Genomic DNA, 26501 nt, shown 5'->3' on the forward strand with positions numbered 1-26501 from the left:
TTTCATGTCGGTCGCCGCCCTCGGTAGTGGGGAATTCAACGGTGCGGGAGATTGCCAGCGCCATTGTTTGAAGTAGGCTGTTGGTCCCTAACCCACGGAGAGTCTCGACATGAAACGCCTTTCCCTTGCTGTTCTCCTGAGCCTGTTCGTTGCGTCGCCTGCCTTCGCAGTGACCGCCTGCAAGGCCGTGAGCGCGGACGGCAAGCCGCTCGCCGGCGCCGCCAAGACAAGCTTCATGAAGAAGTGTTGTGAGGATAACGCCAAGAGCGCGGACGGCAAGGCGCTGTCCGGTGCGGCCAAGAATTCCTTCGTCAAGAAGTGCCTGGCGAGCTGACGGCATTCTTTGCTGAAGGCGGCGCGGGTCTGTCTGCGTCACAGCGGAAAGCTACGATCTGATCGAATGAAAACCACGGCCCATCGGCCGTGGTTTTTCGATTCGTATCGTAGACTGGAATTTTCGTGACATTCCGAATCTCGCTTGAGGTTTCAGAGCACCTTGAAGGCAGTCTACGATAGATTTTGACGTGCACTTTTCTGCGCATTTTTGCAGCTCTCCCATTCTGCGGAAAGGCGGCTGCTCGTCTGTCTAATCCTCTGCATTTCGGGTAGACGATGAAGCGCTTGCGTGCTTAACCCCGCCACTTCCGCTGATGCATGCAACGTCTGAGGTCTGATGGATCAACGCTCTCTGCGCGAGCCGGAAAAGGCTTCGACGCACGATCGCCCGTCTCAACCGCCGCACGATCGCCGTGTGGTGGGCTACGGTCTTTTGCTCATCGCGACGGTGATCTGGGGCGTCAACTGGCCGGTCTCGAAATGGCTGTTGAATGAACTGCCGCCGCTGACAATACGCGGACTGCCGGGCGTGTTCAGTGCGATGATGCTTGCGGGACTGGTTTTCGCGAAAGGGCAGTCGCTGCGTGCACCGCGTGGCGAATGGGGCAAGCTCGTTCTTTATGCGGCGTTGATGGTCGGCTTCTGGATGGGGTTGATGGGGCTGTCGCTGGTGCATCTGCCGGCCTCGGAGACCGCGATTCTCGGTGCGACGATTCCGGTGTGGGCGGCGGGCCTGGCATGGCCGATGCTTGGCGACCGGCTTTCCGTGTTGCGGATCGTCGCTATTGCAATGGCGATTGGCGGCGTGGTGCTGCTGATGGGCGGCGACAGCATCAGCGTCTCCTGGGAGAAGATGCCGGGTATCGCTTACGCGCTGATCGCAGCGCTACTGTTTGCTCTCGGCGCGGTCCTCGCCAAACGACGGCCGATTATGCTTCCGCCGCTGCCGGGTGCAGTCTGGCAGATCGGGCTTGGCTGTTTTCCGGTGGCCTTGATCGGTCTTCTGTTCGAGCATCCGCATTTTGGCGGCATGTCGATGCTTGGCTGGCTGCTGTTCGGGTTCAGCACCATTTTTCAGGGCGCGATCGGCTACGCTTGCTGGTTCGCAGCGCTGGAGCGGTTGCCTGCCTCGACGGCTGCGATCGGGACGTTGATTGTGCCGGTGACTGGAGTCGTGGCCTCGGCGATTTCACTCGGTGAGCCGCTGGGTGTGCCGCAGATCGGCGCGCTCGCGCTTACCATCGCAGGCGTTGTGATCGCGGCACGGGCATAGGCGTCTTCAGTTACTGAGTGCCTGTCAAAGAAAAAGCGGCGTATTGCTACGCCGCCTCTCTTGTCGAAAATGGAAAGAGCTGCTTACGGGCAGGGATGGCGCAGGCCATCGTAGCCGAGATAGGTGCCCGAGCGCGGATCATATGACTTGAAGCGTTGCATGCAGTAGCTCACGGCATCGCCCTCAACATAGGCCGGGCCGGGAGCATAGCCGGGGCCGTAGTAACCGTAGGGAGCCTGGCTCGCCGCGATCGCGCCGCCGATCAGCGCGCCGGCCGCAAGGCCCGCGCCGACGCCGCCCCAGCCGCCGCCACGGTGACCATGCCAATGGCCACCACGGTGGCCACGCCAACGCACCTGCTGCGTGAGGTCGGACGAGGTGCTCGTTACGGTTCCCGACAGAACGGGATTCGCGCTGAGCGGAGCGGCATTCGCGGTGGAAGCCATACCGAGCGGCAGCGCCAGAACAGCGGCTACCGCGAGACCCTTGGTCAAATTCATCATTTTTTACTCCAGTTATCCCTTGTGATCGGCCTAGGCACCTAACGCGCGGGATCGGGACGCGTTCCAAAAGAGTTCCCCAAAGTTGTCGGGAACTTTCTGGCGCTTGTGTGGCATGGTTCCATGACAAAGTGTCCTGTTCAAGCGCTCGTGTTCCGCACTACGGCCTTGCCCGGAGGTATCTGGACAACAGAGAGGGCGGGTGGCATCAAGGGCTCCGCAACGCTCCCTGTTCGGCATGGATTCCCAGATGAAGCTGTTTCTCTTGAGGATTTTTACCTGGTGGAACGGATTCACGTTCGGCACCCAGTTCTGGACCTGGCGCTTCGGCGAGCTGGTCGGGACCGACGAGATGGGCAACCGCTATTACCGGACGCGTGGCGGGAAGATCGATCCGACGCTCGGGATCGAGCGGCGCTGGGTGCTCTATAACGGCTACACCGAATCAACCAAGGTTTCGCCCGACTGGCACGGCTGGCTGCATCACACCGCGGATGTGCCGCCGACCGAAGAGCACTACACGCCGCGGGACTGGCAGAAGCCGCATCGCCCGAACCTGACCGGTACGCCGGCAGCTTATCGCCCTGCAGGCTCGACGCTTGGGAGCGGCCAGCGTCCCAAGGCAACCGGTGACTATCAGGCCTGGACACCGGGAAGCTGAACGAGGCGGGCGACGCGCCCGCCCTTTCGCTGCCGCAATGCCCGTGTTAACCGATGGCCTCGCGCCGCGGGTGTCCGCCGAATGTCGCGAGCCCGAATCGCCCGAGCAGAGCGTGCAATGCTTCGAACCGCCGCCACGATTTCGTTTGCGACACTGATCGCGGCCTCGCTGTTTGCCTTGCCGCCGGCACGCGCGCAGATCGGCAACATCTTTTCCGATCAGCCGCTGCGTCCGCCTGCGGGCCTGTCGCATGGCGATCCCACGCAAGATCCCGACGAAGAGGAAGTCCCGGAAATTCCGCAGGGTCGCCTATTGCCTGCGCCGCAGGCTGCGCGTCCGCTGCCGCCGGGGCAGGGTGCGCCACGCCCCGGAGCGGTGCAGTCCCAACCGCTGGCGCCGCCGCCTGGCAGTGCGACAGCACCGCAGCAGCAGCCTCCCAACGTTGCGGTCAATCCGCCGCCCGGCAACGCGCTGCCGGGACAGAAGCCGCCGGCCGGCAATCCGCAGCAGTCTCCGGCGACGCTGCAGCCCGGCGATGAAATCGTCACCGAGCCACCCGCGATCAAGATCCCGAACAAGAAGGCGGTGTTCTCCGGCCTCGACAAGATCACCGGCCGCATCATCACCTTCGATCAGGATATCGGCGAGACCGTGCAGTTCGGTGCGCTGCGGGTGAAGACGGATGCGTGCTACACGCGCCCCGCGACGGAAGCCGCCAACACCGACGCCTTTGTCGAGGTCGACGAGATCACGCTGCAGAATGAAGTGAAGCGGATTTTCTCCGGCTGGATGTTTGCGGCAAGCCCGGGCCTCCACGCGGTGGAGCATCCGATCTATGACGTGTGGCTGATCGACTGCAAATCACCTGAGCAGCCCGTTACCGCGCAGAACGAGCCGGTGAAGCCCGCACCGCCGCCGCAGCAAACACAGCAGCGGCGTCAGGCACGGCCGCAGCCGGCCCAGCAGCCGCGCCAGCCCGCGCCGCCGCCACCTTTCGGCGGCTATCGCTGATCTAAGCCATCGTTGATTTCGTGCCGCCGCTGACCGCAACGCGCTCGTGCCAGTGCGCGAGAGCTCGCCATAGATTGCGATTTTTTTTTACTTGAGGTGCGCGACCATCGTTGCGCGTGGATTTGATCCGCGCCCGCTCGCCGCATCCAACAGTTACCCTGCAACTCAACTATGAGCGTGCAGAGAGAGTTGGATTGCTTCGTCGCTTACACTTCTCACAATGACAATTCACAGTCGGGCATTCGCGCGCCGACCGCATTCTCAGGCGTTGTGATGTCGCCTCAAGTCTTGGCTCAGTACTTGCGGTACAGTCCGATGAGCTTGCCCTGAATCCGCACGCGGTTCGGCGGCAGGATACGGACTTCGTAGGCGGTGTTGGCGGGCTCGAGCGCAATGGAAGCACCGCGACGGCGGAAGCGCTTCAGCGTCGCTTCCTCCTCGTCGATCAGCGCAACGACGATGTCGCCGGTGTCGGCGTTCTCGCTGCGCTGGATCAGCGCCATGTCGCCGTCGAGAATGCCGGCCTCGACCATCGAATCGCCGCGCACTTCGAGCGCGTAGTGCTCGCCGGCGCCGAGCATGTCGGGCGGCACGCTGATGGTATGGCTGCGGGTCTGCAACGCCTCGATCGGCGTGCCGGCTGCGATGCGACCCATCACCGGCACGGCAACGGGCTGTTCGCCGCTTTCATCAAAGCTCGCCGGGCCGCGCGCCTTGCCGAGGTTGCCTTCGATCACGCTTGGGGTGAAGCCGCGACGGCCGCCGCTGCCAAGTGCGGGCTCGGGCAACTTGATGACTTCGATGGCGCGGGCGCGATTGGCGAGCCGGCGGATGAAGCCACGCTCCTCAAGCGCGGTGATAAGGCGATGAATGCCGGACTTCGAGCGCAGGTCGAGCGCATCCTTCATCTCGTCGAAGGAGGGGGGAATCCCGCTTTCCTTGAGGCGCTCGTTGATGAAGCGCAGCAGTTCGTATTGTTTGCGTGTCAGCATCCGGCCCAGCCCTCAATTCTTGATCTGCCGGGCCTTCAACCCGGTCGTCGCGGCACCTGCCGATGTTCTTGCAGGGTGCTAGACTCACTCGAAACAAATCATGAACATACACTATATGTTCCATACATGTTCCGCAATAGTTAAATTCTTATGAATCTAATCGGCCCAATTTTACAAATTCATGCCGAACGGGCCTTTGCATCGTTCCATCGTGCTGAGGCGGGGCCGGCCAGTTGCGAACTGGATCACGAGCTATTCCGCGCCGGATTGAACGTCTTCTAATTCCAGTCTGGCTTTCTGCGATTGAGCCGCGCGGCACATCATCCTAGGTCTTGCGCGCAACACACTGCGTGCCGGGAGGAGATTGCCGATGGACTATCACAACGAGGAGCCCACGCAGGTCGAGGTCGATCACAACCTGATGGTGACGTTCTGCCGGATGCTCGACAACTCCGCGCTGCCGCCGATGGTGGTGATGCGGATGATGGCATCGGCCCTCGGTGCAATCTATCGTCAAACGTCGAGCGCGCATCAGGCGCAGGAGTGTCCGTGCGGTTGGGTGCCGTTGCCGTCGGATCTCGAGATGCTGCAGGCGGAGATGGAAGCGTCTGCGCGTCGCAGGCCGGTTGCCAATCTTTCGAATATGCAGATCGCCGGACGCGCCTGACGGCGCGTGCGATGCCGCGCGGCGCGTTACGCCGGCAGACGGATCACGTCACAGCGCTCGCCTGCCTGCGCGGCCGGTGCGAGCGGAGGGCGGACCAGCAGAACATCCGCCGCGGAGAGATTGCCGAGCAGCGAACTGTCCTGAAGATTGACGGTAGTCGCAATCGCGACGCCGTTGTCGTTGAGAACGCGCGCCCGCAGATATTCCTGCCGATGATCGTTCGGAGGAAGAGCGTGGCCGAGAATTGCGGTCTCGATGCAGTGGTTGACCTGTGCGCGGCCGAGCATCGCGCGGATCAGCGGCACCGCGAACACGAACGAGCACACGTAAGACGATGACGGATTGCCGGGCAGGCCGATCACGCGCATCGATCCGCAGCGGCCGTGCATCATCGGCTTGCCGGGGCGCAGTGCGATCTTCCAGAACTTGATGTCGGTGCCTTCGGCTTCGAGCGCGGGCTTGACCATGTCGTGATCGCCGACGGAAGCGCCGCCGCTGGTGATGAGGAGGTCGGCTCCCATCTCCTTCGCGCGGCGGATCGCGGCGCAGGTGTCTTCCATTGTATCGTGCGCGATGCCGAGCGAGATCGTCTCCGCGCCGGTGCTGCGCATCAACGCCTGGATCGCATAGGCATTCGAATAAATAATCTGGCCCGGTCCCGTCTGCGAGCCCGGCATCACCAGTTCATCGCCGGTCGCGAGAATGGCGATCTTCGGCTTGCGATGCACCGGCAGTGTCGGATGGTTCATCGAGGCTGCAAGCGAGAGGTCGCGATCAGAGAGGAGGGTGCCACGCCGCAACATCACGTCGCCTTCACGAAAATCGAGGCCGGCTTCGCGGATGTGGCGGGGCTTCGGAGCGGCTTCAGCTAATGTGATAAAATTGTGTTCGCGCTCGACGTCCTCCTGAATGACGATGGTGTCGGCCCCTGCGGGAACGACGCCGCCGGTGAAGATGCGAACCGCCTCGTTCGGACCGATCGCGGGCCCCTCGAACGGCCGACCGGCCGCGCTCTCGCCGATCACGGTGAGGCGCGCGCCCTTCGCGGCGTCGGTGGTGCGGACCGCGTAGCCGTCCATCGCCGACATCGGTGCGGGCGGCTGGGTGCGGAGGGCGGCGAGGTCGCGTGAGAGCGTGCGGTGGAGCGCGTCGTCGAGGGAAACGTCTTCTTCAGGAAGGGGTGTGACGCCGTCGAGAATGGAGTTCAGCGCATCGGCGACCGACATCAGCGACATGGCAGGGCGTCCGTTCTTATTTTTCATGTTTGTAGTGGCCGGATTTGCCGCCGCGCTTTTCCAGAAGGCGGATGCCTTCGATGTGGACGCCACGTTCGACCGCTTTGATCATGTCGTAGATGGTGAGGCAGGCGACGGAGACCGCGGTGAGTGCTTCCATCTCGACACCCGTTGGGCCTTTCACCTTGACGCTTGCCTCGACGCGGCAGCCGGGCAGCTTGTCGTCGGGCACGATGTCGAGCGTGACCTTGGACAGTGCGAGCGGATGACAGAGCGGAATGAGGTCGGAGGTGCGCTTCGCTGCCATGATGCCGGCCACGCGCGCGGTGCCGAGCACGTCGCCCTTCTTGGCATTGCCCTGGACAATGAGATCGAGCGTCGCCGTGCTCATGATCACAAACCCCTCCGCGACTGCGACGCGCTCGGTGGCATCCTTCGCCGACACATCGACCATATGCGCTTCGCCCTTGGCGTCGATATGGGTGAGGGTGGGGTTATCGGTCATCGCGTCATGAGGCCTTCGCAAGCAGGGTGCGGGTGGCGGATGTAACGTCGGTCTGCCGCATCAGGCTTTCGCCGACGAGGAACGTCTCGATGCCGACGCGGGCCAGCCGCGCAATGTCGGCGGGCGTGAAGATGCCGCTCTCGCCGACCATGATGCGATCATTCGGTACGGAGGCGGCGAGCGCCTCGCTGGTCGCAAGCGTGGTCTCGAAGGTGCGCAGGTTGCGGTTGTTGATGCCGAGAAGCTTTGAGCGCAGCTTCAATGCGCGCTCAAGCTCGGGTTCGTTGTGTACTTCGAGCAGCACATCCATGCCGAGGTCGAGCGCTGCAGCCTCGATGTCGCGTGCGGCGGCGTCATCGAGCGCCGCCATGATGATAAGGATGCAGTCGGCGCCATGCGCACGCGCCTCCATCACCTGATAGGTGTCGTACATGAAGTCCTTGCGCAGCACCGGCAGTGAGGTGGCCGCGCGCGCCGCCACCATAAAATCGAGGTGGCCCTGAAACGAGGGCGTGTCGGTGAGCACGGACAGGCAGGTCGCGCCACCCGCCTCATAGGCGCGCGCCAGCGCAGGCGGATCGAAATCGGCGCGGATCAAGCCTTTTGAAGGCGACGCCTTCTTGATCTCGGCAATCAGCGCGAATTGCTTGTGCGCAAGCCGGTCGCGGATCGCCTTCGCAAACCCGCGCAGGGCCGGCGCATGGCGCGCGGCCGCCTCGACCTCGGCCTGCGGATGCGCAGCCTTGGCAGAGGCGATTTCCTCGCGCTTGTAGCGTTCGATCTTTTGCAGGATGTCGGACAAAGATTGATCTTCCTCAAGCACGGGAAACTGCGACGAGCTGCGCGAGTTTGTCGGCCGCGGCCCCACTGTCGAGCGACTTGATGCCGAGTGCAACACCTTCCTTCAGGTCATGCGCCTTGCCTGCGACAACGAGTGCGGCGCCCGCATTCAGGAGCGCGACGTCGCGGTAATCGTTCTTCACGCCGTTCAGCACCGCCGCAAGCGCGGCCGCATTAGCGGTGGCATCGCCGCCGCGCAGATCGGCATTCGCAACTGTGGCGAGGCCGCCGTCCTCGGGCGTGACGGTGAACGAGCGCGTGACGCCGTTCGCCAGCTCGGTGACGTAGGTCGGGCCGGTGAGGGTGATCTCGTCGAGCCCGTCGGAGCCGTGCACCACCCAGGCCGCCGTCGCGCCGAGGTTTTTGAGAACCTGCGCCACCGGTTCGACCCAGTGTTTCGCGAACACGCCGATCATCTGCCGCTTGACGCCGGCCGGGTTCGACAGCGGCCCGAGCAGGTTGAAGATGGTGCGGGTGCCGAGTTCCTTGCGCGTTGGCCCGACATGGCGGATCGCCGGATGATGCGCCGGGGCGAACATGAAACCGATGCCCGCCTTGGCGATGCAGGCGCCGACCTGCTCCGGCGTGAGTTCGATGTTGACGCCGAGCGAGGCGAGCACGTCGGCCGCGCCCGACTTCGAGGACATCGCGCGGTTGCCGTGCTTGGCGACCGGCACGCCCGCGCCCGCGACGATGAAGGCCGCGCAGGTCGAGACGTTGACCGAGCCCGAGCCGTCGCCGCCCGTGCCGACCACATCGACCGCATCGTCGGGCGCAGTGACGCGCAGCATCTTGGCGCGCATCGTGCTGACGGCGCCGGTGATCTCGTCCACGGTTTCGCCGCGCACGCGCATCGCCATCAGCGCGCCGCCGATCTGCGAAGGCGTGGCCTCGCCGGACATCAGGTGGTCGAACGCAGCCACGGCCTCGTCGCGCGACAGCGATTTGCCATCGGCGAGCTTGGCGAGGATCGCCTTGAAGTCGCTCATCGCAGGTTCGCTCACTGGCTGCTCGCGGCACCCGTCGCGATCGCGAAGGCGTTCTGGTTCACCTGGACGCCGGCCTTGGCTTCGAGATGGGTGATGTACTGACCGATCTGCTCGTCGCTCAGGTTCTGCTCGAGCGCTTCCTTCATCTTCTTGGAGTCTTCGGACTCCAGATCGACCGTCGGCGTCGTCACGTTGACAACCTTGAGCACGACGAGTCCGTTGCCGGCCGCGCCGTTATCCGCCGTGGCTGCCGTGTCCTTGGGCGTGCGGAAGGCGACATCGACCGCCTGATCGGGCAGGCCGTTGACCTTGTCGTCACGCTTGAACGGCGAGGAGGTCTGCGCACTGAGGCCCGCCTTGGTGGCCTCAGTCTTGAACGCGCCGCCCTTGTTGATGGCCTCAACGAGATCCTTCGCCTTGGCGCGGAGACGCGTGGCGACCTGATCCTCGCGCCAGCGCGTGGCGACCTGATCCTTCACTTCGTCGAGCGCGCGGTCGCGTGAGGCGGTGACGCCGAGCACGTCGAACCAGACTTCGCCGCCGGGGAAGGTGAGGGGATCGTTCTCGACACCGACATCGCTGCCGAATGCCGCGGTCACAAGATCGACGCCTTTCGGCAGCGCCGCTTCCTTGCCGTCGGGCGTGCGGCCCGCGCGGTCGATATCGACCGTCACCGCATCGAGGCCGACCTTCTGGCCGGCTTCGGGAATGGTGGCGCCGCCGCTGCGCTCGTCCTCGATGGTGTTGCGCAGATTGTCGAAGTCGGCGCGCACGCGTTGCTCGGCGATCTCTTTCTTGATCGCGGGCGCAACGCTTTCATAGGTGGATTGCGAGCCCGGCTCGATCTTGGTGATCTTGAGCAGCACGGTCGCGAGTGCACCCTTGACCGGCTGGCTGACCTCGTTGAGCGGCAGCGCGAAGGCGGCCTTGGCAATCGTCGGATCGCCGAGGCTCGCCTCGCTGGTCAGGCCGAGGTTGATGTCGCCCGGAGTGAGCTTCATTTCCTTGGCGAGATCCTCGAAGGAGGTGCCACCGGCGATTTTCTCGCGCGCGGTCTTGGCGGCATCCTCGCTCGGGAAGGCGATCTGCAGCACCTCGCGCTTGGCGGGCGTCGCGTATTCGTCGCGGCGGCTGTCGTAGACCTTGCGCGCGTCCTCGTCGGAGACGGCGACCTTCTTGGCGAGCTCATCCGGCGACAGCGTGAGGTAGACGACCTTGCGATATTCCGGCGCGCGGAATTGCGCCTTGTGCTCGTCGTAATAGGTGTCGAGCACCTGCTGCGACGGCGTCTCGATGGTGCCGGCCTGCTCGGGACCGATCTTGGCGTAATCGATGGTGCGCTGCTCGTTCTGGAAACGGCTCAGCGCCTCGATCTGGGTTTTCGAGGGCTCGAGGCCTGCAACGATGCTGCTGACGAGTTCACGGCGCAGCGTCACGCGGCGTTGCTCGGCGACGTAGCGCTGTTCGGTATAGCCGTTGTCGCGGATCGCCGCCGCAAAGCGCCGTGCGTCGAACTTGCCGTCAGGCCCGGCAAAGGTCGGATCGCCCGAGATGGTGCGGATCATTTCCGCGTCGGACATCGTCAGCCCAAGGCGGCGGGTCTCCTCGTCGAGAGCGGCCTCGGCGATGGTCTGCTGCAGCAACTGGCGGTCGAGGCCGAAGGCGCGGCCCTGATTGGCGTTGATCGGGCGGCGGATCTGACGGCTGATCTGCTGAAGCTTGTCCGTATAGGCAGTGCGGAATTGCTCCATCGAGATTTCGGTGTTGCCGACGGTCGCAAGCGTGGTCTGGGTCGAGCCCTTGAAGATGTCGGCGATGCCCCACACGGCAAAGCTGATGATGAGCACGCCGAACAGTAAGCTCATGATCCATTTGCCGACGCGGTTGGACGTGACGTTTCGTATCCCTCGGAGCATGGCACCACATCTGGTAGGAGGAGGCGGAATGACGAGGCCGATGGCCCCACCGCATTGTTCCGTCTCGTATAAAACGCCGTTTTGACGGGAGCAACCGCGGCCGGGTGCGAAGCCTGCGACCTTGAGTGCTGGATAAGGCCCGGCTCCGGGTGGCGCCCATGCGGCGCCTCTGATAGCGGGAACGAGGTCGCCAACGGGAGGGAGCTTCAAGGATGCCCGGCAAGATCCGACCGCTGATCGCGGGGAACTGGAAGATGAACGGCCTCAAGGCCTCGCTCGGTGAACTTGCGGCGATCGGCAAGGGTGCAGGCGAAGTCTGGCGCAGGGTCGATCTTCTGATCTGCCCGCCTGCGACGCTGATCTTCCCGGCGGCCGCTGCCATGATCGGATCGAAGGTCGCGATCGGCGGGCAGGACTGTCACGCTGAGGCTTCCGGCGCCAATACCGGCGATATCTCCGCCGAGATGCTGGCCGATGCGGGGGCCACGTACGTCATCGTCGGGCACTCCGAGCGCCGCACCGACCATGGCGAGACCGACGCGGTGGTGCGGGCGAAGGCGGAGGCTGCCTGGCGCGCCGGGCTTGTCGCCATCGTCTGTGTCGGCGAGACGCGGGCCGAGCGCGATGCGGGCCGGGCCGCCGAGGTAGTCGGCCGCCAGCTTGATGGTTCGGTTCCCGACGGGGCGCGTGCGGCCAATCTGGTCGTGGCCTACGAGCCGGTCTGGGCGATCGGAACCGGGCTCACGCCGACCTCGCAGGATATTGAAGAAATCCATGCCGTTATCCGGCAAAACCTGACAGGCCGGTTTAAGGCGGAAGGCGAGGGTGTGCGCCTTCTTTATGGCGGGTCGCTGAAGCCTGCCAACGCCGCCGAAATCCTCGCGCTGGCCAACGTCAATGGCGGCCTGATTGGTGGGGCGAGCCTCAAGGCGGCCGACTTCCTTGCGATCGCGGAGGCCTGTCCTTAACTGATGCGTGCGCCCCGGATGCGATGCAATACGCAGTATTGCTTCGCTGATCCGGGGTCGTTCGGAACTCAGGGCCGGAATGGTCCCGGCTCTGCGGCGCATCACCAAGAGGGCGCTGCGCCGCGTCCGGGACACAGCCCGAGGACGAGCCAGGGGTGGCGCTCGCCGCCCCGATCGTGTACAGACGCGCCAACTTCAACCCCGCAGACATGAGCTGCACCGGATTGCCGGTCGCGCCGGTTTGTGACGGACATCGATTATGCATACCGTCATTATCATCATTCATCTGATCATCGTCATCGCGCTCACCGGCGTCGTGCTGGTGCAGCGCTCCGAGGGCGGTGGACTTGGCATCGGCGGTGGGGGCGGCGGCGCGGGCGGCTTCATGTCGAGCCGCGGCACCACGAACCTCCTGACCCGCACGACCGCGATTCTGGGCACGGCCTTCTTCATCACCAGCCTGATCCTGTCCTGGCTTGCCGGCTACGAGCAGGCGCCGCGGTCGCTGATCAATACGACGCCCGCGACCCAGTCGGGTCAGGCGGCGCCGGAGAAGAACCTTTTGGACTCGCTCAAGCCGGCCGAGCCGGCAGCGCCTGCGGCCCCCGCAGCGCCGCAGTCCAAATAAGCACCACATAGCGGTGGACACATCCGGCTTCGCGTTCCCGTCCGACTTCAACGGCGGGACAGAAGCCTTTGTGTTTGCTTGAAATTCAACACCACCCACAGGAGCGGATTTTTTCCGTGGGTGAGGGCGATTCGTTTTGCGAATCTCGCCCGCGGCGATAAAGGTAGGCTCCCATGGCGCGGTATATCTTCATCACCGGCGGCGTGGTTTCCTCGCTCGGCAAAGGTCTGGCATCGGCGGCTCTCGGGGCCGTCCTGCAGGCGCGAGGCTACAAGGTCCGCCTTCGCAAGCTCGATCCCTATCTCAACGTCGATCCCGGCACGATGTCGCCGTATCAGCACGGCGAGGTGTTCGTCACCGACGACGGCGCGGAGACCGACCTCGATCTCGGCCACTACGAGCGCTTCACCGGCCGCCCGGCGTGCAAGGCCGACAACATCACCACCGGCCGCATCTATCAGGAGATCCTCGCCAAGGAGCGCCGCGGCGACTATCTCGGCGCGACCGTGCAGGTGATCCCGCACGTCACCAACGCCATCAAGGATTTCGTTCTCACCGGCAACGAGGGCTTTGACTTCGTGCTCTGCGAGGTCGGCGGCACGGTGGGCGATATCGAGGGCCTGCCGTTCTTCGAGGCGATCCGCCAGATCAAGAACGATCTGCCGCGCGGTGAGGTGATCTACATCCACCTCACGCTGCTGCCCTACATTCCGAGCGCGGGCGAGCTGAAGACCAAGCCGACCCAGCATTCGGTGAAGGAACTGCGCTCGATCGGTATCCAGCCCGACATCCTGCTCTGCCGGACCGACCGGCCGATCCCGAAGGAAGAACGCCGCAAGCTCGGCCTGTTCTGCAACGTCCGCGAAAGCGCGGTGATCGAGGCGCGCGACGCCGACAACATCTACGCGGTGCCCGAGGCCTACCACATGGCAGGGCTCGACGACGAAGTGCTGGCCGCCTTCGGTATCGAAGCGCCGCCGCCCGCGCTGGAGCGCTGGCACGAGATCAACGCCCGGGTGCGCAACCCGGAAGGGCAGGTGACAATCGCCGTCGTCGGCAAGTACACCGGCATGAAGGACGCCTACAAATCGTTGATCGAGGCGCTGTCCCATGGCGGCATCGCCAACAAGGTGAAGGTCAACCTCGACTGGATCGAGAGCGAGGTGTTCGAGCGCGAGGACCCTGCGCCGTTCCTCGAACACGTCAACGGCATTCTGGTGCCGGGCGGCTTCGGCCAGCGCGGTGCGGAAGGCAAGATCAAGGCGGTGCGGTTCGCGCGCGAACGCCGCGTGCCGTATTTCGGCATCTGCTTCGGTATGCAGATGGCGGTGATCGAGGCCGCGCGGAATCTTGTCGGCATCGAAGGCGCGAACTCGACCGAATTCGGCGAGACCAAGGAACCGCTGGTCGGCCTGATGACCGAGTGGCTGCGCGGCAACGAACTCGAGAAGCGCTCGAAGGCTGGCGACCTTGGCGGCACCATGCGGCTCGGTGCTTTTCCGGCGGCGCTGCGCCCCGGCAGCCGCGTGTCGAAGATTTACGGCAACGCGCTGGAGATTTCCGAGCGCCACCGCCACCGCTACGAGGTCAATACCGCCTACAAGGACCGCCTCGAGCAGCACGGCTTGCGGTTCTCGGGCATGTCACCGGACGGCGTATTGCCCGAGATCGTCGAATACGAAGACCACCCGTGGTTCGTCGGCGTTCAATACCATCCCGAATTGAAGTCGCGCCCGCTGGACCCGCATCCGCTGTTTGCCTCCTTCATCGAGGCAGCGGTGGTGCAGAGCCGTCTGGTGTAATCGTTCAGACTTCCATTTGACTCTCACCGTCGCCAGATAAGCTGTCGCTGGATTCTTCCGGGAGACACTGCTGGACCGCTCATGATTCCCAAGATCAAACCGCCCTCAGGTTCGTCGCCGAATGGTGCGGCGGGGCCGTGGGGAAAATCCGCCGATGGCGCACCTCCGCCTGCGGATTACGACGCGCCACCTGGTCCGCGTCGCCGCCGCCGCTGGTTCGGTCGCGGAACACTGGGGTCGATCCTGTTCGTGGTTCTCATCTTCGCGTTGTGGACCGGCCATGCCTGGCAGGATCTGTCGCAGCCTGCGGCATGGGCTTATTGGAAGGACCTTTATTTCTCCCCGTCGCTTTCCTCGTCGACCGGCATGATCGAGGCGAACGGACGTTCGCGGCGCGTGCTTGCGATCAGGGGTCCGATCGGCGCCGCGGCGACCACGTGGTTTCGCGAGCGGCTCGATGACGCCAAGCTCGCGTCCGGCGATGTGGTGTTGCTGTCGTCTCCCGGCGGGCGTCTCGATCAGGGTCTCATTATGGGCGAGGTGATCCGCGCCCGCGGGCTGACCACCATGGTCGGCACGCTCGATGGGGAAGGGCGCATCCGCCCGTCCTACTGCGCCAGCGCCTGCGTTCTGGTCTATGCGGGCGGCGCGGTGCGTGAAGCCTTCCCCGGCTCCGCGCTCGGCGTTCATCAGTTCACCACCGACCTCGCACGCGACGATTCCCGGCGCGATATCGTGGCTGATACTCAGCGCACGACCGGGATGATCTTTGAGTACGTGACTCGGATGGGTGTTTCGCCGACGATCCTTCAGGCCATGTCCGCGTCGCGCGACATGCGCTGGCTGACGGAGCGTGAAGCGCTCGATCTCCGGCTTTCGACGCAACGGTTTGCGGCGAATTGAGCATGGCTTGATCCGTAGCTTTGCGGGCCGCACTATGCGAAGAAGTTTGTTATTTGGCGGGCGGATGCCGTCCCGGTTCACACCTCACAAGGACCCAAGAAGCTGATGAGCAAGATCTACGAGTTGCGCGTGTACCGCTGCGTCCCGGGCAAGCTGCCTGCGCTGGCGAAGCGGTTTGAAACCAAGACGCTGAAGATCTGGGAGAAGCACGGCATCAAGCAGGCCGGTTTCTTTACCACGCTGATCGGGCCCTCCAACATGGACCTGACCTACCTTCTGGAGTGGGATTCCATGGCGGCGCGCGAGCAGCGCTGGGGTGCGTTTCAGGTTGACCCGGAATGGATCGCCGAGCGTGCCGAGAGCGAGAAGGACGGTCCTCTCGTCGCCAACATCGCAAGCTCGTTCCTCACGCCAACGTCGTTCTCCGCGGTACAGTGACGGGTACGACGGATTCTCCGGGCACATGGTCGCGCCCGCGCGGGCTCGACCATGTGGTGCATGCCGTCCATAACCTTGAGGCGGCAGCGGCGTTCTATGCGAGCGCCGGCTTTCAGGTCGGCACCCGCAATCGCCATCCCTGGGGCACGCATAACCGCATCGTGCAACTGCCCGGATTCTTCATCGAGCTTTTGGCCGTGGAGGAGCCGGACAAGATCGTGCCGCACGCACCCGGGCGTTTTTCGTTCGGCGCCTTCCAGCGCGATTATCTCAAGACGCGGCAGGGGCTCAGCATGGTGCTGCTCGAGAGCACCGATGCGCGCGCCGACCAGCGCCTGTTCGATGCGGCGGGCATCGGCGGCTTTGAGGTGTTCGATTTCGAACGCGATGGTGAGGGCGAGGATGGCGCGCCGGTGAAGGTCGGCTTCTCGCTTGCGTTTGCCCGCGACGAGCGCTCGCCGCACACGGGCTTTGCCGTCTGCGCGCAACACCATCCGCAGAATTTCTGGCAGGCCTCCCGGCAGTGCCATGCCAATGGCACGCGCGGCATTCGCGCCGTAACGATGATCGCCGATCATCCGGCCGACCATCATATCTTCCTCTCTGCCTTCACCGGCGTGCGGGTGCTGCATTCGAGTTCGATAGGTGTAGTCTCGCAGACGCCGCGCGGCAATCTCGAAATTCTCGCGGCGGCAAGCTTCCGCGATCAGTTCGGCGTGGCGCTCACCACCGAAGATGAAGGTACCATCGTTGCGGGCCTGCGGTTCTCGGTGGGCGATGCTGGCCATCTCGAGGCGCTGCTGCGCGAAGGCGGCGTGCCTTACGTCCGGCGAATGGGGCGTATCGTGATCGGCCCCGAGGCTGCGTTCGGGGCGACGTTGATTTTCGAGGAAGTGCGAAGCTGATCCATGTGCCCCGGATGCTGCGCAGCGCGCAGCGGTGCGCTGCTGAGCCGGGGCCATTCCAGAGGCGGAATCTGTCACGGTCCCGGTTCTGCAAGGCAGCGTTCCACGCTGCGTTGCGCCCGGGACATGCGCGGCTGCGATAAGAATCTTCACCTCGCCCACAGAAGAGGTGGGGTTCAAGCACATTTCCAGCTCTGAACCCGCCTTGATCTTGACCCGGGCTCCCGGCAAAAGGGGAGCCCAACGCGGAGCATCCCTTTGGTTTCAGCCTCAAAAACCGTATCGGCCGGCAACGTCACCTTCGGCAACGACCTGCCGCTCGCGGTGATTGCCGGGCCGTGCCAGTTGGAAAGCCGCGCGCACGCGCTTGAGGTGGCCGGTGCTCTGAAGGAGATCGCGGCGCGGCTCAAGATTGGCCTCGTCTTCAAGACCTCGTTCGACAAGGCGAACCGCACCAGTGCCTCCGCCGAGCGCGGCATCGGGCTCGCGAAAGCACTGCCGATCTTCGCCGAAATCCGCGACAGCCTCGGCCTGCCGGTGCTGACCGACGTGCATGAAGTGGAGCAATGCGCGGAGGTGGCGCAGGCGGTCGACGTGTTGCAGATCCCGGCGTTCCTGTGCCGGCAGACCGACCTTCTGCTGGCGGCCGCTGCGACCGGCAAGGTGGTCAACGTCAAGAAGGGGCAGTTTCTGGCGCCGTGGGACATGCAGAACGTCGTCTCGAAGATCACGAACGGCGGCAACGCCAACGTGCTGGTGACGGAGCGCGGCGCTTCGTTCGGCTACAACACGCTCGTCTCCGACATGCGCGCGCTGCCGATCATGGCGCGCACCACCGGCGCGCCGGTAGTTTTCGATGCGACCCATTCGGTGCAGCAGCCGGGCGGCAAGGGCACCTCGTCCGGCGGCGAGCGCGAGTTTGTGCCGGTGCTGGCACGCGCGGCTGTTGCGGTCGGCGTCGCGGGTGTGTTCATCGAGACCCATCCCGATCCCGACCATGCGCCGTCCGACGGACCGAACATGGTGCCACTCAAGGACTTCGAGGGACTTCTTCAGACCCTGATGGCATTCGACGCGGTGGCAAAGGCGGGGCGGTAAGAGGCTTATCCACCGCCGCCTGCGCACAATTTTGTAGTGACGTAAATATTGACGGCAGTCTATTTATGTAGTTACATTATCTGGCGACGCGATGATCACCTTCGATCCGGCAAAGCGGGAATTGACGCTGAAGATGCGTGGGCTGGATTTTGCCGACGCAGAACTGGTTTTCTCGGCCCGCACTGCAACGGTTGAGGACGCGCGATTTGACTATGGCGAGATCCGCTACCGTACCGCCGGATTTCTGCGAGGACGATTGGTCGTTGTTGTCTGGACGCCGCGTGAAGAGGCGCGGCACATCATCTCGATGAGGCATTGCCATGCCAAAGAAGAAAAAAAGTGGCACGAGCGTATGGGTTGATCCGGACGACGCGCCGGAGCTCGATGACGACTTCTTTGATCGTGCCGAAATCCGTGAAGGCGACAAGATCATCCGCCGCGGCCGGCCCCCGCTGGGTCTTGTTGCTAAGAAATCGGTGACGTTGCGGCTCGACGACGATGTGATCGCGGCCTATCGCGAAACCGGCGCGGGCTGGCAGTCGCGCATCAACGCCGACTTGCGCAAGGCGCGCAAGCTCGGGAAGGTTTGATGGCTCTTAACCCCGCCCCCTGTACGGCGGCACGCCCTGGTCCGGTACCCAGACATTCTTCGGCAGCCGGCCGCTTTGCCAGAACACGTCGATCGGGATGCCGCCGCGCGGATACCAGTAGCCGCCGATGCGCAACCAGCGCGGTTTGATCTCGCGGACGAGGCGCTGGCCGATCGCGACTGTGCAGTCCTCGTGGAATGCGCCGTGGTTGCGGAAGCTCGCGAGATAGAGCTTCAGCGCCTTCGATTCCACCAGCCAGTTGCCGGGCACGTAGTCGATCACGAGGTGGGCGAAGTCGGGCTGGCCGGTGATCGGGCACAGGCTGGTGAATTCAGGTGCGGCGAAGCGCACGAGGTAATCTGTGCCTGCGTGCGGATTGGGGACGCGGTCGAGCTTTGCCTCCTCGGGCGAGGCGGGCAGCGTGACCGGGCGGCCGAGCTGAAGCGGGGCTTTTGTGGCGGCCGGGCGCGGCTTTCGGGACATCGGGTTTCTCCGTTTGCGGGCGGTGATAGCGAAATCGGCGCGGCGCGTCACCGGGTTCGCATCGGTCCATGCGCCGTTGCGGCTTTTCCCGCCGGAATCCTTGCTGTAGAAGCAGCCATCCCTGTTTTCCTTCGAATCCCAAAGAGGCGCACATGACTGCCATCGTCGATATCATTGGCCGCGAAATCCTGGACAGCCGTGGCAATCCGACGGTCGAGGTCGATGTGGTGCTGGAGGATGGCTCGATGGGCCGCGCCGCAGTGCCCTCGGGCGCCTCGACCGGCGCGCATGAGGCAGTGGAACTGCGCGACGGCGACAAGGGTCGCTATGGCGGCAAGGGCGTCGAGAAGGCGGTCGAAGCCGTCAGCGGCGAGATTTTCGATGCCATCGGCGGCATGGATGCCGAGAACCAGGTGCAGATCGACAACGCAATGATCGCGCTCGACGGCACGCCCAACAAGAGCCGCTTGGGGGCCAACGCCATCCTCGGCGTCTCGCTCGCGGTGGCGAAGGCCGCGGCCGAGTCCTGCGACATGCCGCTTTATCGGTATGTCGGCGGCACCTCGGCGCGCGTGCTGCCGGTGCCGATGATGAACATCGTCAATGGCGGCGTCCACGCCGACAACCCGATCGATTTCCAGGAAATCATGGTGATGCCGGTCGGCGCGCAAAGCTTCGCGGAAGCCCTGCGCTGCGGTGCGGAGATCTTCCACACGCTGAAGGGCGAACTGAAGAAGGCCGGCCACAACACCAATGTCGGCGACGAGGGCGGCTTCGCGCCGAACCTGCCGTCGGCCGACGCCGCGCTCGACTTCGTCATGAGCGCGATCGGCAAGGCGGGCTACAAGGCCGGCGACGACGTGATGCTGGCGCTCGACTGCGCCTCGACCGAGTTCTTCAAGGACGGCAAGTACGTCTATGAAGGCGAGAAGAAGACCCGCTCGCGCTCCGAGCAGGCGAAGTATCTCGCCGACCTCACCAGCCGCTACCCGATCGTCTCGATCGAGGACGGCATGGCCGAGGACGACATGGACGGCTGGAAGGAACTGACCGACCTGATCGGTGGCAAGGTCCAGCTTGTCGGCGACGATCTGTTCGTCACCAACGTCACGCGGCTTGCCGACGGTATCAAGCGCGGCATCGGCAACTCGATCCTCGTCAAGGTCAACCAGATCGGCACGCTGACCGAGACGCTTGCCGCGGTCGAGATGGCGCACAAGGCGGCTTATACCGCCGTGATGTCGCATCGCTCGGGTGAGACCGAGGATTCCACCATTGCCGACCTCGCGGTCGCGACCAATTGCGGGCAGATCAAGACTGGCTCGCTCGCGCGCTCGGATCGTACCTCGAAGTACAACCAGCTCCTGCGCATCGAGCAGCAGCTTGACGATCAGGCGCTTTACGCCGGCCGCTCGGCGCTCAAGGCGCTGGCGTAAGCTAAAGCGCGGCCCTGTACTGGGCGCGTCGCATCACGACGTGGTGCGGCGCTGAACCGGGACCGTCGCGAGTGCACAGCTGGAACGGCCCCGGCTTGGCAGTGCAGCGTGACACGCTGCACCGATCCCGGGTGCGAACTTTCCCTTCAGCTCTTCCCAAAAAAGGGCGTTCACGCCCGTCTTTGACGGGAGATGGGAGAGGTCGCTTTGCGTTAGCAAAGCGGGTGAGGGAGACTCCATAACCTATTGGGGTCTCGAACCCTTCATCCCAATCCTTCTCCCCATGGGAAAGGGAGCATAGCGCTGCCAGTGTGTGCGCACCTTTCGCCCCCGCCGAAGGTAAGTCACTCCCAATTGCCCCATATTCATGCACTTGCATGATTATCCCGGCAGGGTAAGCTGCGCTCCCCACGTTTGCATTGAGGACGTTTCATGCCCCATCAGGTTCTGGTTATTGTCGGCAGCCTCCGGAAAGAGGCCTATTCGCTCAAGGTCGCGCATGCGCTCGCGAAAGCGGCCCCGGCTTCGCTGAAGCTCTCGGTCGAAACGCTGCAGGGGCTGTCGTTCTTCAATCAGGACCTGGAAGCCAATCCGCCGGCGGACTGGCTCGCCTTTCGCGACAAGATCAAGGCGTCGGACGCGGTGATCTTCGTCACGCCGGAATACAACCGTTCGATTCCGGGCGTCTTGCGCAACGCCATCGACGTTGCCTCGCGGCCGCCCGGAAAGAGCTCGTTCCTAGGCAAGCCGGTCGGCATCGTCGGCAATTCGCCGGGACCGCTCGGCGGCGTCAGCGCGGCGATGGAGCTGAAGCGCTCGATGTCCGGCATCTGCGGGCCGATTCTGGGCCAGCCGGAAATCTACCTGACGCAGGTCGGGAACTCGTTCAACGAGCAGGGCGAGGTGACGAACGAGGGCTTCACCAAGGTGATCCAGCAATACGTCGAGGCGTTTGCCGCCTTCGTGGAGCGGCAGAAGAAGGCGATGGCGTAAGCCGTTAGCGCCGAATTAACCGTGACGGCGCATCGTGCCGTGATGGTTTCTCGTGCACGATTCAAGGCGTTCCTGACCGGCCTCGCGCTCTACGCGATCGCGGCCGGCTTCATCACCTATTTCGGTGTCAACGCCTATACCGGCCGTTACGGTATCAATGCCCGCATCGAGCTCGAGAAGGAGGCGGCGACGCTGTCCGCTGAACTTGCGCGGCTCAAGGCGGATCGTGCGGAGGAAGAAAAGCGCGTTGCGCTGCTGCGCTCCGACAAAGTCGATCCCGACATGCTCGACGAGCGTGCGCGCTATCAGCTCGACTATGCGCATCCGCGCGATCTCGTGCGTGTGCTGTCGCGCTAAGGCTGAAATACTTTCATCTGGAATATCGTACGCCACGCATGACGTCGGCAAAGTCGCGCGTCTTTGTCGTGCTCTCTTCAAATTTTCGATTGGATCGTTCGTAAATTCCGACCACACCGCGCGATATATTCATCCGCGGCAATAGCCGCGTTGCGCAATAATTTTCTCCAGATTACGCTCACAGCAGCATAACGGCACTCGGGACGCGAGTGTCGGCTAGTCGGTTTCGGGAGCGAAACCAACGACAAGGAGAGCGACCATGAAACAGGTCAAGGAGTACGCGCGCGAGCGTTCTATCGACGAACTTTATCAGGAGGACCCGGAAAGAGCGGATGCGAATGTTTTCGGCCGCAAAACCGACGTTGGACGTCGCGGCTTTCTGGGCGGCGCTGGACTCGCGGCCATGAGTGCGGCCGTCGGCGGCGCCATTCCATTCGCTGCCAATATGCCCGGCGGATTAATTCCGGCAGCGTTTGCGCAGTCCACTCCGCCAACGCCAACTGTTGGTACTTCGCCTGCGGCGCCTGCCGCGCCGAAGGGGCCGCAACATCTCAACTTCCCCGGCAAGAGCGACAAGCTCGTCGTCCTCGGTGATCGGCCGCTGGTTGCGGAAACGCCGGAAGATCAGCTCAATGACGATACGACGCCGACCAACAAGCTGTTCGTGCGCAACAACGGCCAGACGCCGGACGAGGCGAAAGATCCGGACAAGTGGTCGTTCGAGATCGACGGCGAGGTCAACAAGAAGCTGACGCTGACGCTCGGCGAGTTGAAATCGAAGTACAAGCCGGTGACGCGCCGCATGGTGCTGGAGTGCGGCGGCAACGGCCGTTCGTTCTTCACGCCGCAAGCGCGCGGCAATCAGTGGACCAACGGCGGCGCGGGTTGTCCGGAATGGACCGGCGTGCGGCTGGCCGACGTGCTCAAAACCGCGGGACTTAAACCTTCTGCGGTTTTCTCTGCGCACTACGGCAGCGACCAGCATCTCTCCGGCGATGCGTCGAAGGCGACGGTGTCGCGCGGCGTGCCGGTCAAGAAGCTGATGGACGAAAACAACCTGATCGTCTGGCAGGTCAATGGTGAACCGCTTCCCAACATCAATGGTGGTCCAGTGCGGCTTCTCATTCCCGGCTGGCCGGGCTCGTTGTCGGCAAAGTGGCTCAACCGAATCTGGCTTCGCGACAAGGAGCATGACGGACCGGGCATGACCAACTTCTCCTATCGCGTGCCCATCAAGCCGATGGTGCCGGGCGACAAGGGCGACCCGAAGAACTTCAAGATTCTGGAGTCGATGCCGGTGCGCTCGATCATCACCAGTCCGGCGAACGGCGACAAGATCGCCGCCGGCACCAAGGAGATCAAGCTGCGCGGTGCGGCCTGGGCCGGCGATCTGACGGTGCAGGAGGTCGATGTTTCCACCGATTTCGGTGCGACATGGACCAAGGCGAAAGTCAGCAAGCCAAAGAACAAGTACGACTGGCAACGCTGGACCGCGACTGTCAAGCTGCCGACCGACGGCTATTACGAGATCTGGACCCGCGGTACGGATTCCAGAGGCGTGATGCAGCCGCATATGGCCGGGTTCTGGAACCCGCAGGGCTATGGCGGCAACGCCATGCATCGTATCGCGGTGCTGGTTGGTTGATGTCGACGTCTCACCACCACTTCCCCCTGTCCGCCGCGCGTTTTGCGCGGCGGCTTGGGTTCGCCCTTGTCGTGAGTATCGCTGCGACCGCGACAGTCGCGGCCCAAACGGAGGAGACGCCGGAGGATTATCCGGATGGTCCCGGACGCGATGACACTTTCTATGCCTGCACCGCCTGTCACGGCTTCAAGCTTGTGGCGCAGCAGGGCATGAACCGCCGCCAATGGGATGAATCGATCAACCTGATGATCGCGCGGCATGGCATGCCAGAGCCGGAGGCGAAGGATCGCGAGGTCATCCTCAACTATCTCGAACGGACATTCCCGCCGCGGACGGCGCCGAGTGGCGGCAGCAGCGGCGGCGGCTTTCGCAATCCGTTCATGAAATAGCCGATGTGAAAAGGGAGGCGCCAATCCAACGACAAACGAGCCGGTTGGATTGGCGCTTTCTGCGGGAATCGAACCGCTCTCTGTGATGGAGAGCCGTTCGCACCGGTGCATAAGTCGAGGGCGGCACGTGTCCGCGCAGGCGGTGATACCGCTCCGTGCATCGTGCACGCAAAACAGACAACACAAATTTCAAAATCCCGCGCGGGCGATGCCATTAATTGCGTCTCGTTGCGGTGCAAAATGTTTTGTATTCCTGCGACGTTACGCGATCCTTCCCCGTCGGAGAGAGTTGGAGTAGAGAGGATTCATCACCTCTTTTACCCGGACATCTCATGCCCTCTGGAAAACCTTCGGCAGCCGCAACCAAAGGCGCGACGGCGAACGCCACCAAACTGGAATTCACCAAAGAGCAGGAACTGACAGCACTGCGCGACATGCTGCTGATCCGCCGTTTCGAAGAGAAGGCGGGTCAGCTTTACGGCATGGGTGCGATCGGCGGCTTCTGCCATCTTTATATCGGACAGGAAGCGGTCGTCGTCGGCATGCAGATGGTGTTGAAGGAAGGCGATCAGGTCATCACCGGTTATCGCGACCACGGCCACATGCTCGCGACCGGCATGGACCCGAAGGGCGTGATGGCGGAATTGACCGGCCGCCGCTCCGGCTATTCCAAAGGCAAGGGCGGCTCCATGCACATGTTCAGCAAGGAGAAGCACTTCTACGGCGGCCATGGCATCGTGGGCGCGCAGGTGCCGCTCGGCACCGGCTTGGCCTTCGCCAACCGTTATCGCGGCAACGACAATGTCGCGATCGCCTATTTCGGCGACGGCGCGGCCAATCAGGGCCAGGTCTATGAAAGCTTCAACATGGCCGAGCTGTGGAAGCTGCCGGTCGTGTATGTGATCGAGAACAACCGCTATGCCATGGGCACTGCGGTGACGCGCGCATCGGCGCAGACCGATTTCTCCAAGCGCGGCGCCTCGTTCAACATTCCCGGCGAGCAGGTCGACGGCATGGACGTGCGCGCGGTGCGCGCCGCCGGCGAGCGCGCTGTCGGCTGGTGTCGCGAAGGGAAGGGGCCTTTCATTCTCGAGATGCAGACCTATCGCTATCGCGGCCACTCGATGTCCGATCCCGCAAAATATCGTACACGCGAGGAAGTCGAGAAGGTCCGTCACGATCAGGACCCGATCGAGCAGGTGCGCAAGCGCCTGTTGGCGGCCAAGGTCGATGAAGCCGAGTTGAAGAAGATCGACGCCGAGGTGCGCGAGATCGTCAACGACGCTGCCGACTTCGCCCAGCACGATCCCGAGCCGGACGTGTCCGAACTCTACACCGACGTTTACCGCTAAGCGCGAGCCAACGACCATGCCGATTCAAGTATTGATGCCCGCGCTCTCGCCCACGATGGAAAAGGGCAACCTTGCCAAGTGGCTGAAGAAGGAAGGCGATGCCATCAGGTCCGGCGACGTCATCGCCGAGATCGAGACCGACAAGGCGACGATGGAAGTCGAGGCGACCGACGAAGGCACCCTCGGCAAGATTCTGGTGCCGGAAGGCACCGCCGATGTTGCCGTGAACACGCCGATCGCAACCATCCTTGCTGACGGCGAAAGCGCCGCCGACCTCGACAAGGCGGCTGCACCGGCAGCCCAGCCGAAAGCCGCCGAATCCGCGCCGCCCGCCGCTGCGCCGGCTGCAGTCCCCGTGCCCGCATCGAAGGCTGAAGCGGTCCCCGCTGCGCCCGCCAGTCAGGCAGCGCCCGATCCCGATATTCCGCCCGGTACCGAGATGGTGACGATGACGGTGCGCGATGCGTTGCGCGACGCCATCGCCGAAGAGATGCGCCGCGATGAAGACGTCTTCATCATGGGCGAGGAGGTCGCCGAGTATCAGGGCGCCTACAAGATCACCCAGGGCATCCTGCAGGAATTCTCCGCGCGCCGCGTAATCGACACGCCGATCACCGAGCATGGCTTCGCGGGCGTCGGCATCGGCGCGGCAATGGCGGGCCTGAAGCCGATCGTCGAGTTCATGACGTTCAACTTCGCCATGCAGGCGATGGACCAGATCATCAACTCCGCCGCCAAGACGCTCTATATGTCCGGCGGGCAGATGGGCTGTTCGATCGTCTTCCGCGGCCCGAACGGTTCGGCCGCGCGCGTCGCCGCCCAGCACAGCCAGGATTATGCGGCGTGGTACTCGCAGATCCCGGGCCTCAAGGTGATTGCGCCTTACACCGCGGCCGACGCCAAGGGGCTTCTGAAAGCGGCGATTCGCGATCCGAACCCGGTGATCTTCCTCGAGCACGAAATTCTCTACGGCCACAGCTTCGAAGTGCCGAAGCTCGACGATTATGTGCTGCCGATCGGCAAGGCGCGCATCGCCCGCACCGGTCAGCATGTCACGCTGATCTCGTGGTCGCATGCCATGACGTGGACGCTGAAGGCCGCCGAAGAACTCGCCAAGGAAGGCATCGAGGCCGAGGTGATCGACCTGCGCACCATCCGGCCGATGGACACCGAAACGCTTATCGCTTCGGTGCAGAAGACCGGCCGCGCCGTCGTCATCGAGGAAGGCTGGCAGCAGTCGGGCGTCGGCTCCGAGGTCGCCGCGCGGTTGATGGAGCATGCGTTCGATTATCTTGATGCGCCGGTTGCGCGCGTCTCGGGCAAGGACGTGCCGATGCCGTATGCGGCCAACCTCGAAAAGCTTGCGCTGCCGTCTGTCGAGGACGTTGTCGCCGCCGCCAAAGCGGTCAGCTATCGGTGAGTGACGCGATGGTCAGGCAATTTCTTCAGTGCCCCGGTCGCGATGCAGCGCGTGAGCGTTGCGTCGCAGAGCCGGGACCGTCACGGAACGTAACGATCCCGGGTCTGCAGCGCATCACTTCGTGCCGCGCTGCGCACGGGATGCAAACTACTTGCGGCGAGGCTTAATC

The 26501-nt window shown here is 63.7% G+C and carries 29 protein-coding genes; 21 read left to right on the forward strand and 8 right to left on the reverse strand.

Annotation, left to right across the window (positions count from 1 at the left end; all coding sequences use genetic code 11):
* Positions 1-109: 109 nt before the first annotated feature.
* On the forward strand, positions 110-334 hold the full coding sequence (locus tag OCA5_RS08695; protein WP_012563454.1) for a hypothetical protein: 225 nt from the start codon (positions 110-112) through the stop codon (positions 332-334).
* A gap of 339 nt (positions 335-673) precedes the next feature.
* Positions 674-1609: a DMT family transporter gene (locus tag OCA5_RS08700; protein ID WP_012563453.1), complete on the forward strand. Its 936-nt coding sequence runs from the start codon at positions 674-676 to the stop codon at positions 1607-1609.
* 83 nt (positions 1610-1692) lie between these two features.
* Here OCA5_RS08700 and OCA5_RS08705 read toward each other — a convergent pair whose 3' ends face one another.
* Complete coding sequence (locus OCA5_RS08705; RefSeq protein WP_041559580.1) at positions 1693-2112, reverse strand: BA14K family protein; 420 nt, start codon at positions 2110-2112, stop codon at positions 1693-1695.
* 247 nt (positions 2113-2359) lie between these two features.
* Here OCA5_RS08705 and OCA5_RS08710 point away from each other — a divergent pair, with 247 nt between their 5' ends.
* Complete coding sequence (locus OCA5_RS08710; RefSeq protein ID WP_012563451.1) at positions 2360-2770, forward strand: NADH:ubiquinone oxidoreductase subunit NDUFA12; 411 nt, start codon at positions 2360-2362, stop codon at positions 2768-2770.
* Positions 2771-2887: 117 nt separating this feature from the next.
* Complete coding sequence (locus tag OCA5_RS08715) at positions 2888-3781, forward strand: DUF2155 domain-containing protein (protein WP_012563450.1); 894 nt, start codon at positions 2888-2890, stop codon at positions 3779-3781.
* A 293-nt stretch (positions 3782-4074) separates the two neighbouring features.
* On the opposite strand, the gene lexA is transcribed toward OCA5_RS08715, so the two are convergent.
* Positions 4075-4773 (reverse strand): transcriptional repressor LexA, encoded by a 699-nt coding sequence (gene lexA / locus OCA5_RS08720; protein WP_012563449.1) that lies wholly within the window; start codon positions 4771-4773, stop codon positions 4075-4077.
* Between the two features lie 370 nt (positions 4774-5143).
* Between lexA and OCA5_RS08725 the strand changes: the two genes are divergently transcribed.
* Positions 5144-5440 (forward strand): hypothetical protein, encoded by a 297-nt coding sequence (locus tag OCA5_RS08725; RefSeq protein ID WP_012563447.1) that lies wholly within the window; start codon positions 5144-5146, stop codon positions 5438-5440.
* 26 nt (positions 5441-5466) lie between these two features.
* Here OCA5_RS08725 and OCA5_RS08730 read toward each other — a convergent pair whose 3' ends face one another.
* The 5 genes from OCA5_RS08730 to OCA5_RS08750 are packed head-to-tail and all read right to left on the reverse strand — an operon-like array spanning position 5467 to position 10925.
* The gene (locus OCA5_RS08730) at positions 5467-6675 is read right to left on the reverse strand and encodes a molybdopterin molybdotransferase MoeA (protein ID WP_012563446.1); all 1209 of its coding nucleotides are present in this window, start codon (positions 6673-6675) and stop codon (positions 5467-5469) included.
* 16 nt (positions 6676-6691) lie between these two features.
* Positions 6692-7180: a cyclic pyranopterin monophosphate synthase MoaC gene (gene moaC / locus OCA5_RS08735; protein ID WP_012563445.1), complete on the reverse strand. Its 489-nt coding sequence runs from the start codon at positions 7178-7180 to the stop codon at positions 6692-6694.
* 4 nt (positions 7181-7184) lie between these two features.
* The gene (trpC, locus tag OCA5_RS08740) at positions 7185-7982 is read right to left on the reverse strand and encodes an indole-3-glycerol phosphate synthase TrpC (protein WP_012563444.1); all 798 of its coding nucleotides are present in this window, start codon (positions 7980-7982) and stop codon (positions 7185-7187) included.
* Between the two features lie 13 nt (positions 7983-7995).
* Positions 7996-9009: an anthranilate phosphoribosyltransferase gene (gene trpD, locus OCA5_RS08745; protein ID WP_012563443.1), complete on the reverse strand. Its 1014-nt coding sequence runs from the start codon at positions 9007-9009 to the stop codon at positions 7996-7998.
* A gap of 11 nt (positions 9010-9020) precedes the next feature.
* Positions 9021-10925, reverse strand: a complete 1905-nt coding sequence (locus OCA5_RS08750; protein WP_013913065.1) for a peptidylprolyl isomerase — start codon at positions 10923-10925, stop codon at positions 9021-9023.
* 212 nt (positions 10926-11137) lie between these two features.
* On the opposite strand from OCA5_RS08750, the gene tpiA reads away from it, so the two are divergent.
* From tpiA to OCA5_RS08795, 9 genes are all read left to right on the forward strand, one after another.
* Entirely contained in the window at positions 11138-11893 is a 756-nt protein-coding gene (tpiA, locus tag OCA5_RS08755) for a triose-phosphate isomerase (protein ID WP_012563441.1), read from the forward strand.
* Between the two features lie 259 nt (positions 11894-12152).
* Positions 12153-12521 carry a preprotein translocase subunit SecG gene (gene secG, locus OCA5_RS08760; RefSeq protein ID WP_012563440.1) on the forward strand — a complete coding sequence of 123 codons (369 nt, stop codon included), beginning with the start codon at positions 12153-12155 and terminating at the stop codon, positions 12519-12521.
* A gap of 173 nt (positions 12522-12694) precedes the next feature.
* Positions 12695-14323 carry a CTP synthase gene (locus OCA5_RS08765; RefSeq protein ID WP_012563439.1) on the forward strand — a complete coding sequence of 543 codons (1629 nt, stop codon included), beginning with the start codon at positions 12695-12697 and terminating at the stop codon, positions 14321-14323.
* 81 nt (positions 14324-14404) lie between these two features.
* Entirely contained in the window at positions 14405-15226 is an 822-nt protein-coding gene (locus OCA5_RS08770; RefSeq protein WP_012563438.1) for a COG3904 family protein, read from the forward strand.
* A 105-nt stretch (positions 15227-15331) separates the two neighbouring features.
* Positions 15332-15664, forward strand: coding sequence for an NIPSNAP family protein (locus OCA5_RS08775; protein ID WP_012563437.1), 333 nt, complete (start codon positions 15332-15334; stop codon positions 15662-15664).
* On the forward strand, positions 15661-16569 hold the full coding sequence (locus tag OCA5_RS08780) for a VOC family protein (RefSeq protein WP_012563436.1): 909 nt from the start codon (positions 15661-15663) through the stop codon (positions 16567-16569). The genes OCA5_RS08775 and OCA5_RS08780 overlap by 4 nt, the downstream gene beginning before the upstream one ends.
* Before the next feature lie 258 nt (positions 16570-16827).
* Positions 16828-17667 (forward strand): 3-deoxy-8-phosphooctulonate synthase, encoded by an 840-nt coding sequence (gene kdsA / locus OCA5_RS08785; RefSeq protein ID WP_012563435.1) that lies wholly within the window; start codon positions 16828-16830, stop codon positions 17665-17667.
* Positions 17668-17758: 91 nt separating this feature from the next.
* Positions 17759-18028 carry a BrnT family toxin gene (locus OCA5_RS08790; RefSeq protein WP_012563434.1) on the forward strand — a complete coding sequence of 90 codons (270 nt, stop codon included), beginning with the start codon at positions 17759-17761 and terminating at the stop codon, positions 18026-18028.
* Complete coding sequence (locus OCA5_RS08795) at positions 17988-18257, forward strand: BrnA antitoxin family protein (protein ID WP_012563433.1); 270 nt, start codon at positions 17988-17990, stop codon at positions 18255-18257. Before OCA5_RS08790 ends, OCA5_RS08795 begins: the two co-directional genes overlap by 41 nt.
* A 6-nt stretch (positions 18258-18263) precedes the next feature.
* On the opposite strand, the gene queF is transcribed toward OCA5_RS08795, so the two are convergent.
* The gene (gene queF, locus OCA5_RS08800; protein WP_012563432.1) at positions 18264-18740 is read right to left on the reverse strand and encodes a preQ(1) synthase; all 477 of its coding nucleotides are present in this window, start codon (positions 18738-18740) and stop codon (positions 18264-18266) included.
* A gap of 152 nt (positions 18741-18892) precedes the next feature.
* On the opposite strand from queF, the gene eno reads away from it, so the two are divergent.
* The 7 genes from eno to OCA5_RS08835 all read left to right on the forward strand — a co-directional run bounded on the left by eno (position 18893) and on the right by OCA5_RS08835 (position 26332).
* Positions 18893-20176 carry a phosphopyruvate hydratase gene (gene eno / locus OCA5_RS08805; protein ID WP_012563431.1) on the forward strand — a complete coding sequence of 428 codons (1284 nt, stop codon included), beginning with the start codon at positions 18893-18895 and terminating at the stop codon, positions 20174-20176.
* 432 nt (positions 20177-20608) lie between these two features.
* On the forward strand, positions 20609-21169 hold the full coding sequence (locus tag OCA5_RS08810; protein ID WP_012563430.1) for an NADPH-dependent FMN reductase: 561 nt from the start codon (positions 20609-20611) through the stop codon (positions 21167-21169).
* A gap of 42 nt (positions 21170-21211) precedes the next feature.
* Complete coding sequence (locus OCA5_RS08815) at positions 21212-21526, forward strand: FtsB family cell division protein (RefSeq protein ID WP_013913067.1); 315 nt, start codon at positions 21212-21214, stop codon at positions 21524-21526.
* Positions 21527-21785: 259 nt separating this feature from the next.
* Positions 21786-23171, forward strand: a complete 1386-nt coding sequence (locus tag OCA5_RS08820; RefSeq protein ID WP_012563427.1) for a sulfite oxidase — start codon at positions 21786-21788, stop codon at positions 23169-23171.
* Positions 23171-23560, forward strand: coding sequence for a hypothetical protein (locus tag OCA5_RS08825; RefSeq protein ID WP_012563426.1), 390 nt, complete (start codon positions 23171-23173; stop codon positions 23558-23560). Before OCA5_RS08820 ends, OCA5_RS08825 begins: the two co-directional genes overlap by 1 nt.
* A 332-nt stretch (positions 23561-23892) precedes the next feature.
* The gene (pdhA, locus tag OCA5_RS08830; RefSeq protein WP_012563425.1) at positions 23893-24912 is read left to right on the forward strand and encodes a pyruvate dehydrogenase (acetyl-transferring) E1 component subunit alpha; all 1020 of its coding nucleotides are present in this window, start codon (positions 23893-23895) and stop codon (positions 24910-24912) included.
* 16 nt (positions 24913-24928) lie between these two features.
* Positions 24929-26332 carry a pyruvate dehydrogenase complex E1 component subunit beta gene (locus OCA5_RS08835; protein ID WP_012563424.1) on the forward strand — a complete coding sequence of 468 codons (1404 nt, stop codon included), beginning with the start codon at positions 24929-24931 and terminating at the stop codon, positions 26330-26332.
* The last annotated feature ends 169 nt before the right edge of the window (positions 26333-26501 follow it).

This window comes from Afipia carboxidovorans OM5 (genome assembly GCF_000218565.1).
In the GTDB taxonomy this organism is placed as follows: Bacteria; Pseudomonadota; Alphaproteobacteria; order Rhizobiales; family Xanthobacteraceae; genus Afipia; species Afipia carboxidovorans.